This window comes from Micromonospora sp. NPDC051141 (genome assembly GCF_044455765.1).
Lineage (GTDB): Bacteria > Actinomycetota > Actinomycetes > Mycobacteriales > Micromonosporaceae > Micromonospora.
This window is the reverse complement of record NZ_JBITFD010000005.1, coordinates 445749-458971: the sequence shown is the minus strand read 5'-3', so window position 1 is coordinate 458971 and position 13223 is coordinate 445749. Positions and strand designations below refer to the sequence as shown.

14 protein-coding genes are annotated in these 13223 nt (G+C 73.4%); 5 read left to right on the top strand and 9 right to left on the bottom strand.

Annotated features, from left to right (window positions below; genetic code table 11):
- Nucleotides 1-62: 62 nt before the first annotated feature.
- A complete protein-coding gene (locus ACIA6B_RS13345; RefSeq protein WP_396773078.1) occupies nt 63-473 on the bottom strand; it encodes a hypothetical protein in 411 nt (136 codons plus the stop codon).
- A 38-nt stretch (nt 474-511) separates the two neighbouring features.
- Complete coding sequence (locus ACIA6B_RS13340) at nt 512-1498, bottom strand: 4-hydroxy-3-methylbut-2-enyl diphosphate reductase (RefSeq protein ID WP_396773076.1); 987 nt, start codon at nt 1496-1498, stop codon at nt 512-514.
- A gap of 69 nt (nt 1499-1567) precedes the next feature.
- Between ACIA6B_RS13340 and xseA the strand changes: the two genes are divergently transcribed.
- Nucleotides 1568-2824, top strand: coding sequence for an exodeoxyribonuclease VII large subunit (gene xseA / locus ACIA6B_RS13335; RefSeq protein WP_396773074.1), 1257 nt, complete (start codon nt 1568-1570; stop codon nt 2822-2824).
- A 13-nt stretch (nt 2825-2837) separates the two neighbouring features.
- A complete protein-coding gene (locus ACIA6B_RS13330) occupies nt 2838-3050 on the top strand; it encodes an exodeoxyribonuclease VII small subunit (protein ID WP_281942790.1) in 213 nt (70 codons plus the stop codon).
- A 75-nt stretch (nt 3051-3125) separates the two neighbouring features.
- On the opposite strand, the gene ACIA6B_RS13325 is transcribed toward ACIA6B_RS13330, so the two are convergent.
- Entirely contained in the window at nt 3126-3968 is an 843-nt protein-coding gene (locus ACIA6B_RS13325; protein ID WP_396773072.1) for a hypothetical protein, read from the bottom strand.
- Between the two features lie 90 nt (nt 3969-4058).
- The gene (locus tag ACIA6B_RS13320; protein WP_396773070.1) at nt 4059-4748 is read right to left on the bottom strand and encodes a DUF4245 family protein; all 690 of its coding nucleotides are present in this window, start codon (nt 4746-4748) and stop codon (nt 4059-4061) included.
- A 148-nt stretch (nt 4749-4896) separates the two neighbouring features.
- On the opposite strand from ACIA6B_RS13320, the gene glpX reads away from it, so the two are divergent.
- Nucleotides 4897-5928 (top strand): class II fructose-bisphosphatase, encoded by a 1032-nt coding sequence (gene glpX / locus ACIA6B_RS13315; RefSeq protein ID WP_396773069.1) that lies wholly within the window; start codon nt 4897-4899, stop codon nt 5926-5928.
- Nucleotides 5925-6932, top strand: a complete 1008-nt coding sequence (locus ACIA6B_RS13310; RefSeq protein ID WP_396773067.1) for a DMT family transporter — start codon at nt 5925-5927, stop codon at nt 6930-6932. Before glpX ends, ACIA6B_RS13310 begins: the two co-directional genes overlap by 4 nt.
- Before the next feature lie 25 nt (nt 6933-6957).
- Here ACIA6B_RS13310 and ACIA6B_RS13305 read toward each other — a convergent pair whose 3' ends face one another.
- Nucleotides 6958-7887, bottom strand: a complete 930-nt coding sequence (locus tag ACIA6B_RS13305) for an NAD-dependent epimerase/dehydratase family protein (RefSeq protein ID WP_396773066.1) — start codon at nt 7885-7887, stop codon at nt 6958-6960.
- A gap of 140 nt (nt 7888-8027) precedes the next feature.
- Here ACIA6B_RS13305 and ACIA6B_RS13300 point away from each other — a divergent pair, with 140 nt between their 5' ends.
- Entirely contained in the window at nt 8028-8714 is a 687-nt protein-coding gene (locus tag ACIA6B_RS13300; RefSeq protein WP_396773064.1) for a TetR/AcrR family transcriptional regulator, read from the top strand.
- A 57-nt stretch (nt 8715-8771) separates the two neighbouring features.
- On the opposite strand, the gene ACIA6B_RS13295 is transcribed toward ACIA6B_RS13300, so the two are convergent.
- The 4 genes from ACIA6B_RS13295 to ACIA6B_RS13280 all read right to left on the bottom strand — a co-directional run bounded on the left by ACIA6B_RS13295 (nt 8772) and on the right by ACIA6B_RS13280 (nt 13021).
- Nucleotides 8772-9740 (bottom strand): NAD(P)/FAD-dependent oxidoreductase, encoded by a 969-nt coding sequence (locus tag ACIA6B_RS13295; protein ID WP_396773063.1) that lies wholly within the window; start codon nt 9738-9740, stop codon nt 8772-8774.
- Between the two features lie 101 nt (nt 9741-9841).
- The gene (locus ACIA6B_RS13290; protein ID WP_396773061.1) at nt 9842-10501 is read right to left on the bottom strand and encodes a rhomboid family intramembrane serine protease; all 660 of its coding nucleotides are present in this window, start codon (nt 10499-10501) and stop codon (nt 9842-9844) included.
- A gap of 103 nt (nt 10502-10604) precedes the next feature.
- On the bottom strand, nt 10605-11306 hold the full coding sequence (locus ACIA6B_RS13285; RefSeq protein ID WP_396773059.1) for a transglycosylase SLT domain-containing protein: 702 nt from the start codon (nt 11304-11306) through the stop codon (nt 10605-10607).
- Between the two features lie 299 nt (nt 11307-11605).
- The gene (locus tag ACIA6B_RS13280; RefSeq protein ID WP_396773058.1) at nt 11606-13021 is read right to left on the bottom strand and encodes a PhoH family protein; all 1416 of its coding nucleotides are present in this window, start codon (nt 13019-13021) and stop codon (nt 11606-11608) included.
- Nucleotides 13022-13223: the final 202 nt, after the last annotated feature.

The following is a 13223-nucleotide window of genomic DNA, read 5'->3' as shown; positions in this document are numbered from 1 at the left end:
CGGGGGGCGGGGCTCCTGCGTGCGTCCGGTGGTCCCGGACGGGTGGCCGTGGCCCGGGCGCGTCAGGCGGGGCGGGCCGACTCGACGACGAACGGGGTGCCCTGCTGGCAGGTGGTCATCATGCCCGGCTCGGGACGGCCGGTGACCTCCACCTTGGCGCCGGCCTTGAGCAGGTCGCGCGGGCCGCCGACCAGCAGGTGGTCGTCGAGCAGCAGGCAGTTCGGTTCGACGCCGGCGCGGATGGTGCCGCTGAGCGTGGTGCCGCCCACGCCGGGCGGCGTGGACGGGCCGCCCTTCCAGGTCGGGTTCGGGCGGCTGGGGCTCACGCTGGGGGCGGGGTCGGGCTGGCTGGTCACCGGAGCGGCTCCCGTCGGGCTCGGGCTGGGGCTGGCGGGCTCGTCGCCCGGGCCGGCGCAGGCGGTCAGCGCGGCACCGGCGATCAGGGCTACGAGCACCGTCCGAGGAGTCTTCATGGTCGGTTGGACGCGTCGGGCGCCGGATCCGTTCCCCGTCAGCCGCGCGCCGCGGCGGCCTTCATGTCGCGCTTGAGCTCCTGCGGCAGCGAGAACGTCAGCCGCTCGTCGGCGGTGGTGATCTCCTCGACGTCGGCGAAGCCGCGCTCGGCCAGGTACGCGAGCACGTCCTGGACCAGGTCGTCCGGCACGCTCGCGCCGGAGGTCAGCCCCACGGTGCGGGCCCCGGCGAGCCAGGCGTCGTCGATCTCGTGGGCGAAGTCGACCAGGTGCCCGGCACGGGCGCCGGCGTCGAGCGCGACCTCGACCAGGCGGACCGAGTTCGAGGAGTTGCGCGAGCCGACCACGATCACCACGTCGCACTCGGGGGCGATCTCCTTGACCACGTGCTGGCGGTTGGAGGTGGCGTAGCAGATGTCGTCGCTGGGCGGCGACTGGAGCAGCGGCAGGCGCTGCTTGAGCCGGGCCACGGTCTCCAGCGTCTCGTCGACCGAGAGCGTGGTCTGGGAAAGCCAGACCACCTTCTCCGGGTCACGCACGGTGACCTGGTCGACGCTGTCCGGCCCGTCGACGAGCTGGATGTGGGCGGGGGCCTCACCGGCGGTGCCGATGACCTCCTCGTGCCCCTCGTGACCGATGAGCAGGATGTCGTAGTCCTGCTGGGCGAACCGCCGGGCCTCGTGGTGCACCTTGGTGACCAGCGGGCAGGTGGCGTCGATCGCCCTCAGCGAGCGCTCCCTGGCCTGCTCGTAGACCTCGGGGGCGACACCGTGGGCGGAGAAGATGACGGTGGCGCCCTCCGGCACCTCCTCGTTCTCCTCCACGAAGATCGCGCCCTGGGCCTCCAGCGTGCGCACCACGTGCTTGTTGTGCACGATCTGCTTGCGGACGTAGATCGGCGCGCCGTAGAGCTTCAACGCCTCCTCGACGGTCTGCACCGCCCGGTCCACGCCCGCGCAGTAGCCGCGGGGCTTGGCCAGGAGCACGCGCTTGCCGGTCCGGGGAGTCGTCTCAGCGTCAGTCACCCGACCATGGTACGTGCGCCCGCCGCGCCCTCGCCCGGCCTGTCGGCCCCGGGCCGTAGGGTGGGCGGGGTGAGCGCGGGTGAGGTGGGTCGGGGCACACCCCCGGAGGCGAGCACGCCCCCGGAGCGGAGCACGTCCGAGGAGCCGTGGCCGGTCCGGGTGGTCAGCCAGAAGGTCGGCGCCTGGATCGCCCGGCTCGGCTGGGTCTGGGTCGACGGCCAGGTGGCGCAGATCAGCCGCCGGCCCGGCGCCGCCACCGTGTTCCTCACCCTGCGTGACCCGTCGGCCGATCTCAGCCTGACCGTCACCACCAACCGCGACGTGCTCGACGCGGGCGCGCCGGAGCTGCGCGAGGGCGCCCGGGTGGTGTTGCACGCCAAGCCCGAGTTCTACGCCGCGCGGGGCACGCTGAGCCTGCGCGCCGACGAGATCCGCCAGGTCGGCCTCGGCGAGCTGCTGGCCCGACTGGAGAAGCTCAAGAAGCTGTTGGCGGCCGAAGGGCTGTTCGACAGGTCCCGCAAGCGGCGGCTCCCGTTCCTGCCCGGCCGGGTCGGCCTGATCACCGGGCGGGCCTCGGCGGCCGAGCGCGACGTGCTGACCAACGCCCGCCGCCGCTGGCCGGCGGTCGACTTCCGCACCGTCAACGTGGCGGTGCAGGGGTCCGCCGCGGTGCCCGACATCGTCGGCGCGCTCAAGGTGCTCGACGCCGACCCGACGGTCGACGTGATCGTCATCGCCCGGGGCGGCGGCGGCATCGAGGACCTGCTGCCCTTCTCCGACGAGGCGCTGTGCCGGGCGGTCTTCGCCTGCCGCACGCCGGTGGTCAGCGCGATCGGCCACGAGACCGACGCGCCGCTGCTCGACTACGTCGCCGACGTCCGGGCCTCCACGCCCACCGACGCGGCGAAACGGATCGTGCCCGACCTGACCGAGGAGGTCCGCCTCATCGGGCAGGCCCGGTCCCGGCTGGAGCGGGCCGTCCGCCATCTCGTCGACCGTGAGCAGCACCGGGTCGACCTGCTCCGCTCCCGCCCGGTGCTGGCCCGACCGCAGGTGATGGTCGACCAGCGCGCCGTCGAGGTCACCGCGCTGCGGGACCGCGCCGGCCGGTGTCTGACCCACCGGCTGGGCGCCGCCGACGACGACCTGCGGCACACGCTGGCCCGGCTGCGGGCGCTCTCCCCGGCGGCCACGCTCGACCGCGGCTACGCCATCGTCCAGCGCGCCGACGGCCACGTGGTCCGCGCGGCGTCCGAGGTGGCCAAGGGCGATCCACTGCGGGTACGCCTCGCCGAGGGCGAGCTGACCGCCACCGTCGACGGCTGATGAGATGGGACCGATGACTGAGAAGACCAAGGACGAGCAGCTCAGCTACGAGCAGGCCCGTGCCGAGCTGGCCTCGGTGGTGGAACGGCTGGAGGCGGGCGGCACCTCGCTGGAGGAGTCGCTGGCCCTGTGGGAGCGCGGCGAACAGCTCGCCGGTGTCTGCCAGCGCTGGCTGGACGGCGCGCGGGCCCGCATCGACGCCGCCCGGCAGCGCGCCGGGGAGTGACCCCCGGAGCCGGTACGCCGCAGCGGCGTCGGGATGCCACTGCGGCGTACCGGCGACGAGCCGGACGACCTCCGGTCAGTTGAACAGGTTGTACAGCTCCGGCGGCGCCTCGACGACCTGGTCGGCCGGGGGCTTCTGGGCCGCGGCGGCGGCGCCGTAGTCGCTGTAGGTGATCTTGACGTCCTGCGCGGCGCTCTGGCCGGCGGCCGGGATCTTGAGCACCAGCTCGCTGAGCCGGCCCTGCGGGTCGACCTTGGCGGTGAACGGCACCGACTGGGCCTGCGCCCCGAGCGCGGTGATCACGGCCGGGTCGAGCGAGCCCGCCTCGGCGGCCTTCGACACGTCGACGGTGCCCTCGTACGCGCCGTCACCGCTCTGCCGTACGTCGGTGATGCCCTGGGTGAGCACGGCGCTGCCGGCCGGGTCGACCTTCTCGAAGTCGAAGCCCAGCGCCCGGTTGCCCTTGATCCGGTTCTGGTCGAGGTGGTGGTACTTGCCGGTGTTGAGGTTCTTCACGCCGGGGATCTGGGTGGCGGCGGTGCCGCCCAGCTCCAGCTTGACCCAGCTGTCCGGCTTGGCGTGGATGAGGTCCAGCTTCATCATCAGGTCCGACGACGGGTCACCGATCGTCATCCGCATCTCGGCGCTCTGGCTGGGCTGGTGCACCTGCCCCTCGGCGGTGGAGCCGGCACCGGTCATGGCGAACCGGAAGTTGCCCTCCCGGATCGCGTTGGTGGAGTCGAGCAGCGCCTGCTTGGCCGCGCTGCCGGACGCCGTGGCGCTGGGGGCGACGCTGCCGGAGGCGCCGGCGCTCGGGGTCGCGGAGGCGTCGGACGTGCCGTTGCCGTTGCAGGCCGCCAGGCCGGGAATGAGCAGCGCCGCGGCGAACGCGGTGGCGCTGAAGCGTCGTATCTTCACGTCAACCTCTCCAGGTGGGTCGTCCGGGATCGTGTCCCTTCTGTTCCCTGAAGCGGCGTTCGGCAATCCCGGTCATCCGACCGGGGGACGTCAGCGCAGCGAGGTGGCGAGCCGGCGCAGCTCCGTCTCCCCCGCGTCACCGACCACGATCACCGTGCGGTTCGGTTCCAGCAGGACGAGCGCCTGCTCGTTGCCGCGGGCGGTGTACCGCTGCCAGCTCAGCCCGTCCGGCAGGTCGGCCGGGCCCTGCGGCTGGCCGTCGCTCAGCTCGGCCGGCAGCAGCTTCTCCGCCGGGATGTTGCTCTCCACGAGCTGCGCGCCCCGGCCCTCCGGGGTGAGGTACCCGATGCGCAGCGTCGCGCCGTCCGTCTCGGTCCGGAAGCGGGCGTTCACCGTACGCCAGTCGTCGCCCAGCCCGGTCGGCGCGGCGACCGGGAAGGCGCCTGCCGCGCGGGCCTGCTCCAGCGCGGGCGCCGGGTCGACGGTGACCGGCGAGTCGCCGCCGAGAAAGCCCCGGTAGAACGCGATCAGCAGCGCGATCGGCACCAGCAGGATCAGCAGCGACAGCACCATGTCCTTCGGGGACCGCTCGGAGCGGGCCTTGTCCTTCCCCGGGGGCGGGGCGGGACGCTCACCGGCGTCGGCGAGCGGCGCGGACGCCGACGGCTCGACGAGCGCGGGCGTCCCCTCCGGCGGGGTGGCACCGGGCCGCACCGGCGGCTGGCCGTCGGGCGGCGTGGCGTCGGACGGTACGCGGTCGGCAGGCTGTGCGGGTTCCACCCGGCCATTGTCGCAGCCCGACGGGGAAGGTGATCCTGGCCTCCTCCGCCCCGCCGGGGCGGCGAACCTGAGATCGTGTGAGGATCAGCGACAAAACCGGCGGCATCCCCGCCGGTCCACCCCGCAACGTCGCGAGGAGGAGGCCGCCATGACAACCACCGGTACGCGGACGCCCCAGGATCTCGACCGCAATCTCGCCCTCGATCTGGTCCGGGTCACCGAGGCCGCGGCCATGGCCGCCGGCCGGTGGGTCGGCCGGGGCGACAAGGAGGGCGGTGACGGCGCCGCCGTCGACGCCATGCGCAAGCTGATCAACTCGATCCCGATGCGGGGCGTCGTGGTGATCGGCGAGGGCGAGAAGGACAACGCCCCGATGCTCTTCAACGGCGAGGAGGTCGGCGACGGGACCGGTCCCGAGGTGGACGTGGCGGTCGACCCGATCGACGGCACCACACTGATGAGCAAGGGCATGCCGAACGCGCTCGCCGTGCTGGCGGTGGCCGAGCGCGGCGCGATGTTCGACCCGGGCGCGGTCTTCTACATGGAGAAGCTGGCGGTCGGCCCGATGTACGCCGACGTGGTCGACATCAACGCCGGGGTCGCCGAGAACATCCGCCGGATCGCGAAGGTCAAGGGCACCGACACCAGTGAGGTGACGGTCTGCGTGCTGGACCGGTCGCGCCACGACGACCTGGTGAAGCAGATCCGGCGTTCCGGGGCCGGCATCCGGCTCATCTCCGACGGCGACATCGCCGGCGCCATCGCGGCGGCGCGCGGCGAGTCGGACGTCGACGTGCTGATGGGCATCGGCGGCACCCCCGAGGGCATCACCGCGGCCTGCGCGCTGAAGTGCATGGGCGGCATGATGCAGGCCAAGCTCTGGCCGAAGGACGACCAGGAGCGGGAGAAGGCGCTGGCCGCCGGGCACGACCTGGACCGGGTGCTGTTCACCGACGACCTGGTCACCGGCGACAACTGCTTCTTCGTGGCCACCGGTGTCACCTCCGGCGACCTGCTGCGCGGCGTGCGCTACCGGGCCGGTGGGGCGTACACCCAGTCGATCGTGATGCGCTCCAAGAGCGGCACGATCCGGGTCATCGACTCGTACCACCGGCTGGAGAAGCTGGCTCTCTACTCGGCTGTCGACTTCGACGGGCGTCCGTTGGCCGAGCAGGAGTGACCACGACCGGGACGCCGACGCCGGCGCCGACGCTGTCGACCAGCCGGCGGATCGCCGGGGTGGGGCTGGCCACCGGCTCCGGCGTCCTGGTGGCGCTCCAGTCCCGGATCAACGGCGAGCTGGGCGTACGGCTGGCCGACGGGATCGCCGCCGCGGTGGTCTCGTTCGGCGTGGGTCTGCTGATCCTGCTGGTGCTGGTCCCCGCCACGGGCGGGGGCCGGCGAGGGCTGGCCGCGCTGCGCGGTGCGCTGCGCAGCGGCACGCTGCGGCCGTGGCAGTGTCTGGGCGGCGTGTGCGGCGCGTTCCTGGTGGCGACGCAGGGGCTGACCATCGGCGCGCTCGGCGTGGCCGTCTTCACCGTCGCGGTGGTGGCCGGGCAGTCCGGCAGCAGCCTGCTGGTGGACCGCGCCGGCATCGGCCCGACCGGCCGGCAGGCGGTCACCCCGAACCGGCTGGTCGGCGCGGTGCTCACCGTGCTGGCCGTGCTGCTGGCGGTGGGCGACCGGCTGGGCGACCCGGGCGCGCTGGCACTGGCCCTGCTGCCGCTGGCGGCCGGCGTGGGCATCGCCTGGCAGCAGGCGGTGAACGGCCGGGTCCGCGCGGCGGCGGACAGCGCGGTGACCGCGACGCTCGTCAACTTCGCGGTCGGCACGGTGGCGCTGCTCGCCACGTTCGCGGTGGAGGTGGCGGTGCGGGGTCGGCCGACCGGCGGCTTCCCGCGCGAGCCGTGGCTCTATGTCGGCGGTCCGATCGGCATCGTGTTCATCGCGCTGGCCGCCGCGCTGGTCCGGTTCACCGGGGTGCTGCTGCTCGGCCTGGCCACCATCGCCGGGCAGATCGTCGGCGCGGTGCTGCTGGACGTGGTGCTGCCCACCGCCGCCTCCCACCCCGGCCTCAACACCCTCCTGGGCGCCGCCCTGACGCTGGTAGCCGTCCTCATCGCCGCCGGGGGTAAGGCGGGGCCCCCGGTCAACGCCTCCGGTAGCGGCGGGGCCCCCGCTTGACAAGCGCGTCACCAGAGGGCCCGGCCTAACGCGGAGCCGGGGCAGGCAGGCCGGCGACCATCTCGTCGACGATCCGGTCCAGTGGGGTCGGCTCGACGCCGAGCGTGGCGGTGGCCGCGGACGAGTCCAGCACGAACGGGCCGGCGAACTGGTGTGCGGTCTCGCGCAGTTCCCGGGCGAACGGGTTGACCACGCCGGCCGCCCAGAGCACCGGGTACGGCATCCGGGTCAGCCGCGGCGCGGGCGCGCCGGCCCGGGCCGCCGTCCGCCGGGCCAGCTCGCGCATGGTGGCCGGCGGCGGGCTGGGCACGTGCCAGGCCCGGCCCCAGGCCCGCGCGTCGGTCGCGGCGGCGACCAGGGTGCGGGCGACGTCCGGGACGTACGTCCAGGTGTGCGGCGCGTCCCAGTCGACCGGCAGGAACACCCGCTGCCCGGCGAGTACCCGGGGCAGCACCATCATGGCCAGCGAGGTGCCGCCGAGGCCGATGTAGTCGGAGCCGCGTACCTCGGTGACCCGGGCGTGACCGGCGCGGTGCGCGGCCAGGGCGTCGGCCCACATCCGGTTGCGGACCCCGCCCTTGGTGCCGGTGGCGGCGAGCGGGGTCGCCTCGGTCATCGGCGCGTCGACCGGGCCGTACCCGTAGAGGTTGCCGACGGTGGCGAGCACGGCGCCGCTGCGTCCGGCGGCGGTGAGCAGCGCGGCGGCCAGCGGCGGCCAGTCCGTGGCCCACCTGTGGTACGCCGGGTTGGCGCAGTTGTGCAGCGCGACCGCGCCCTCGGTCAGCGCGGTGAGCCGGTCGGCGTCACCGGCGTCGGCGGCGATCCGCTCGATCGCCGGGTGTGCCGGGCCGGTGCCGCGCCGGGTGACCACGCGCACCCGCTCGCCGCGCTCGGCGAGCAGTCGGGCGGTGGCGGTGCCGACGGGTCCGGCGCCGACGATCACGTGCAGGGCCATGACAGGTCCACCTTCTCTGAAGCAGTAGTCCGAAGCGAGAGCACTGCTCTCGAAAAAGAGCATGACTCACTGATCGACCCCTCGTCAAGAGCAGTGCTCTCTGTTTTGATTGCCGCTCTCGCTCATGGCACAGTGGGCGCATGGTCGCTCCCTCGCTCCGCGCCCGGGTCCGCGCCGGGATGATCGAAGAGATCAAGGCGGTTGCCCGCCGTCACCTGGCCACCGACGGCGCGGACCTCTCGCTGCGCGCCGTCGCCCGGGATCTCGGCATGGCCTCCTCCGCGATCTACCGCTACTTCCCCAGCCGCGACGACCTGCTCACCGCGCTGATCCTGGAGGCGTACGACGCGCTCGGCGACGCGGTGGAGACGGCCGACGCCGCCGCCGACCACGACGACCTGCGCGGTCGCTGGCTCGCCGCCAGCCGCGCGGCGCGCGCCTGGGCGCTCGCCCACCCCGCCGAGTACGCGCTGCTCTACGGCAGCCCGGTCCCCGGCTACGCGGCCCCGGACGACACGGTCGCGCCCGCCCAACGGCCCCCGATGACGCTGCTCGGCATCCTGCGCGACGGGATGGCCGCCGGCCGGCTCACGCCGCCGGACGAGGAGCTGCCCGAGCCGCTGCGCGGCGACCTGGCCGAACTGACCGCGCTGACCGGGGTGCCGTTGCCACCCGCGCTGATGGTCCGGGCGATGGCCGGCTGGACCCAGCTCTTCGGGCTGATCAGCTTCGAGCTGTTCGGCCGGATCAACCGGGCGCTGCCGCACCGGGACGAGTACTTCGACCACCAGATCGCCCTGATGGCCGACCTGGTCGGCCTACCCTGACGGCCGGTTGGGAAGGGGGCCGCGCCGCTACCGAAGGCGTGCCGAAGGGGCCCCTCCTCACGTGCCGTCGGAGGAGTGGCCGGGGAAGAGGTGCGCCGTCGGGTCGATGGCGACCGCCGCGTTGTTGACCGCGGTCGCCGCCTCGCCGAAGCCGGTGGCGATGAGCCGGACCTTGCCCGGGTACTCGGTGATGTCCCCGGCCGCGAACACCCGGGGCAGGTTGGTGGCCATGGCGCTGTCGACCACGATGTGCCGCCGGTCCAGGGCCAGCCCCCACTCGGTCAGCGGCCCCAGGTCGGCGGTGAAGCCGAGCGCGGCGACCACGGTGTCCACCGGGAGCGTCTCCACCGCGCCGCCGCGTACGGTCAGCTCGGCGCCGGTGACGTGCTCCTCGCCGTACAGCCGGCTCACCTCGGCGTTGACCACCACCCGCACCGGCAGCGCGCGAACCCGCTCGACGGTGGCGGCGTGCGCGCGGAACCGGTCCCGCCGGTGCGCCAGCGTCACCGACCGGGCCAGCGGCGCGAGCGTGACCGCCCAGTCGAACGCCGAGTCGCCGCCGCCCACGATGAGCACCTGCCGGTCGGTCAGCTCGACCGGCTGCGGCACGAAGTAGACGATCCCGGCGCCGGTGAAGCTCTCCGCGACCGGCAGCGGCCGGGGCGTGAAACTGCCCAGCCCGCCGGTCACCACCACCGCGCCGCAGCGGAGCTGCGCACCGCCGGCCAGCCCGAGCACCGGCCGGCCGTCGAGGTGGGACAGCTTCTCCGCGCGTACGCCGAGCAGGTAGTCGGGGTGGTACGGCGCGGCCTGGGCGAGCAGGTTCGCGATCAGCTCCCGGCCCTTGACGGCGGGGAAGCCGGCGACGTCGAGGATCAGCTTCTCCGGGTACATCGCGGTGACCTGACCACCCGGCTCGGGCAGCGCGTCGATCACGGCGACGGAGAGCCCCCGGAACCCGGCGTAGTAGGCGGCGAAGAGCCCGGCCGGGCCGGCCCCGATCACGGCGAGATCGACTTCGCGCATGGCGTACCGTCACTTTCGGCCAGGGATCAACCCGTGCTGCCGACGGTAGGCGGGCCGGTGACCTGGGGCAAGGACGTCCCGCCGGTCGATCGGTCGCGTCGTCAGGGCAGCCGGAGCGGCGGCGACCCGAGCGGGTCCGGCGTGCCGGCGTCGGCGCGACGGCGGAACAGGATCGCGGCGACCACGCCGCCGAGCAGCCCGAACAGGTGACCCTGCCAGGAGATCAGCTCGTCGGTGGGGAGGATGCCCAGCAACTGCCAGCCGTAGAGCAGGCCGACCAGCAGCACCACCGCGAAGTTCCACCAGCTCCGCTCCACCACCCCCCGGGTGAGCAGGATGCCGAGGTAGCCGAAGATCACCCCGCTCGCGCCGACCACCACCGAGCTGGGCGAGCCGGTGAACCACACGCCCAACCCGCTGACCAGGATGATCACCGCGGTGGACCAGAGGAACCGGCGGGTGCCGGCGGCCAGCACGAACGTGCCGAGCAGGATCAGCGGGATGCTGTTGCTGTAGAGGTGGTTCCAGCCGGCGTGCAGGAACGGCGAGAAGAAGACGCCGTCGAGGCCCTGGACGCGGTGCGGGATGATGCCGGCGGTGAGGTCGAGGTTGAGCCGCAGCCCGACGTCGAGCGCCTCGATGAGGAACAGCACCGGCACCACCGCGCACATGGCGACGAACGCCCGGCCGAGCGACGCGTAGAACGCGTCGGTGCCGAACCGGTGGGGGTCTCCGCCGCGCGGGCTGTCCTGCCAGGTCACCTGTCAACAGCTATCAGCAAATGCGGCGGATCGCCACTCGGGCGGACAGACGACGGCGGCGGGACACCCGGATCACCGGGCCTCCCGCCGCCGTTCGACCCGATCAGTACCAGCCCTCGCTCTGCGACTGCTGCCAGGCGCCGCACGGGGTGTCGTACCGGCCCTTGATGTAGCCGAGGCCCCAGGTGATCTGGGTGGCCGGGTTGGTGCGCCAGTCGTCGGCGACCGAGCCCATCTTGCTGCCGGGCACCGCCTGCGGGATCCCGTACGCGCCGGAGCTGCTGTTGGACGCCTTCGGGTTCCAGCCGCTCTCCTTCGTCCAGAGCTTGTCCAGACAGGGGAACTGGTCGATGCCGAAACCCTTGTCCAGCATGACCGCGCAGCCGACCTTGCGGTTGCCGCTGTACTCCGCGCAGGACGCCGGAATCGGCCCGTCGTACGGCTTGGCCTTCGCCTCCGCCTCCGCCTTCGCCTTGGCCTCCGCCTCGGCGCGCTCCTTCTTGCGGTTCGCGGCGGCACGCTCGGCGGCCTTGGCCCGCTCGGCGGCCTCCTTCGCCGCCGCCTTGGCCCGCAGCTTGGCCTGGTACTCGGCGGCGCGCTGCTTGGACGACTGCAGGCGGTGGTCGGCCTGCCGTTCGCGCTGGTAGATGTATTCGGTCCGGTCGACCTCGAGGCCGACCTGCGCGGTCAGGCCCTGCTGCTGGGTCTGACGATCTTCGCCCAGGTAGAAACCACCGGCGACGCCCACGGAGAGCAGCGCGACAGCGGCCGTACGGGCGCCGAACCGGCTCCAGAGCCGACTCACGAAGTTTCCCTTCGTCGGAGGCAGGGACACGGCACCACGCGTGGCCGCACGGCCGCGCCCGGGTGCCGCGAGCGCCCCGACCCACCGGTCTCCGCCGGCGCACCGACCCCCGTGGCTCCCGCCGTCGTGGCGGGGAATGCTCGACGAGGCGCCGGGTGCGAATGGGACTCCAGGCACTGGAGTTGTCGGTGACGCTCGATGGACACCATCGCGCACGGTGAGGCGGGTGGGAAACTGCGGGAGCCAAAAGTGATCTGTGCCACACTTAAAATAGGGACGAAGTGGGGCATAACGACCCGTCAGCTCGGGATGTCCTCCAAGAGGTCGGTGACCATCGCGGCGATCGGCGAACGCTCCGACCGGCTGAGGGTGACGTGCGCGAAAAGGGGATGGCCCTTCAGCGCCTCGATCACCGCGGTCACGCCGTCGTGCCGCCCCACCCGCAGGTTGTCGCGCTGCGCCACGTCGTGCGTCAGCACCACCCGCGAACCCTGGCCGATCCGGGACAGCACGGTGAGCAGGACCCCCCGCTCCAACGACTGCGCCTCGTCGACGATGACGAACGCGTCGTGCAGGCTCCGGCCCCGGATGTGCGTCAGCGGCAGCACCTCCAGCAGACCGCGCGAGGTGACCTCCTCCAGCACGTTCTCGTGCACCACCGCGCCCAGCGTGTCGAAGACGGCCTGCGCCCAGGGCGACATCTTCTCCGACTCCGAGCCGGGTAGGTAGCCCAGCTCCTGGCCACCGACCGCGTACAACGGGCGGAAGACGATCACCTTCTTGTGCCGGCGGCGCTCCATCACCGCCTCCAGGCCGGCGCAGAGCGCCAGCGCCGACTTGCCGGTGCCGGCCCGGCCGCCCATCGACACGATGCCGATCGACTCGTCCAGCAGCAGGTCGAGCGCGATCCGCTGCTCCGCCGAGCGCCCGTGCAGACCGAACGCCTCCCGGTCACCACGGACCAGCCGAACCGTCTTGTCGGGCAGCACCCGGCCCAGCGCCGAGCCCCGCGACGAGTGCAGCACCAGACCGGTGTGACAGGGCAGGCCCGCGGCGGCGTCGACGTCGAGCGCCTCGCCCGCGTACAGCCGGCCGATCTCGTCGTCGGGAAGCTCCAGCTCGGCCATCCCGGTCCAGGTCGGGTCGCTGGCCTGACCGTGCCGGTACTCGTCCGCGCGCAGGCCGACCGAGGCGGCCTTCACCCGCAGTGGCATGTCCTTGCTGACCAGGGTCACGTCGCGGCCCTCGGCGGCCAGATTGAGCGCCACCGAGAGGATCCGGGCGTCGTTCGACTCGTTGCGGAAGCCGGGCGGCAACACGCCGTCGTCGGTGTGGTTCAGCTCCACCCGCAGCGTGCCGCCGGAGTCGTTGGCGGGCACCGGACGGTCCAGCCGGCCGTGCCGCACCCGCAACTCGTCCAGCATGCGCAGCGACTGGCGCGCGAACCAGCCCAGCTCGGGGTGGTGCCGCTTGCCCTCCAGCTCCGAGATGACCACCAGCGGCAGCACCACCTCGTGCTCGGCGAAGCGGTGGAACGCCGCGGGGTCGGAGAGGAGGACCGAGGTGTCCAGGACGAAGGCCGGGCCGGATGGTCGGGGCTCCTCGGTGCCGGCGGTGGCGGCAGCGGCGCTCCGCCGGCTGCGCGTGGTCCGGCGGGTCGTGGCGGTCGCGGCCGGGGTCGGCTCGGCTCCGGCGGGGGTACGGCGAGTGGTCACAGGCCTGCTCCGCGGATGGGCACCCGGCCACCCGAGTTCCGCCTCATCCGGTGCCCGGCGGACACGGGGTCGGATGCGGGCCCCGTGCGCGAGGTCGCAGGTCCGGGCTGTCCGGCTGGCCCGGGAAAACCCCGTGCCATGCCTAGACGCTAATCGCCGTGGGCCCGCTCGGCTAGAGCCCCGGGTGGATCACCGGTGAACA

Bases quoted from the DNA above. Each gene is read 5' to 3' on its own strand.
- ACIA6B_RS13300 (WP_396773064.1), top strand. From the start codon at position 8,028: ATGGTCGCTCCCTCGCTCCGCGCCCGGGTCCGCGCCGGGATGATCGAA.
- ACIA6B_RS13345 (WP_396773078.1), bottom strand. From the start codon at position 473: ATGAAGACTCCTCGGACGGTGCTCGTAGCCCTGATCGCCGGTGCCGCG.
- ACIA6B_RS13305 (WP_396773066.1), bottom strand. From the start codon at position 7,887: ATGGCCCTGCACGTGATCGTCGGCGCCGGACCCGTCGGCACCGCCACC.
- ACIA6B_RS13330 (WP_281942790.1), top strand. From the start codon at position 2,838: ATGACTGAGAAGACCAAGGACGAGCAGCTCAGCTACGAGCAGGCCCGT.
- ACIA6B_RS13295 (WP_396773063.1), bottom strand. From the start codon at position 9,740: ATGCGCGAAGTCGATCTCGCCGTGATCGGGGCCGGCCCGGCCGGGCTC.
- glpX (WP_396773069.1), top strand. From the start codon at position 4,897: ATGACAACCACCGGTACGCGGACGCCCCAGGATCTCGACCGCAATCTC.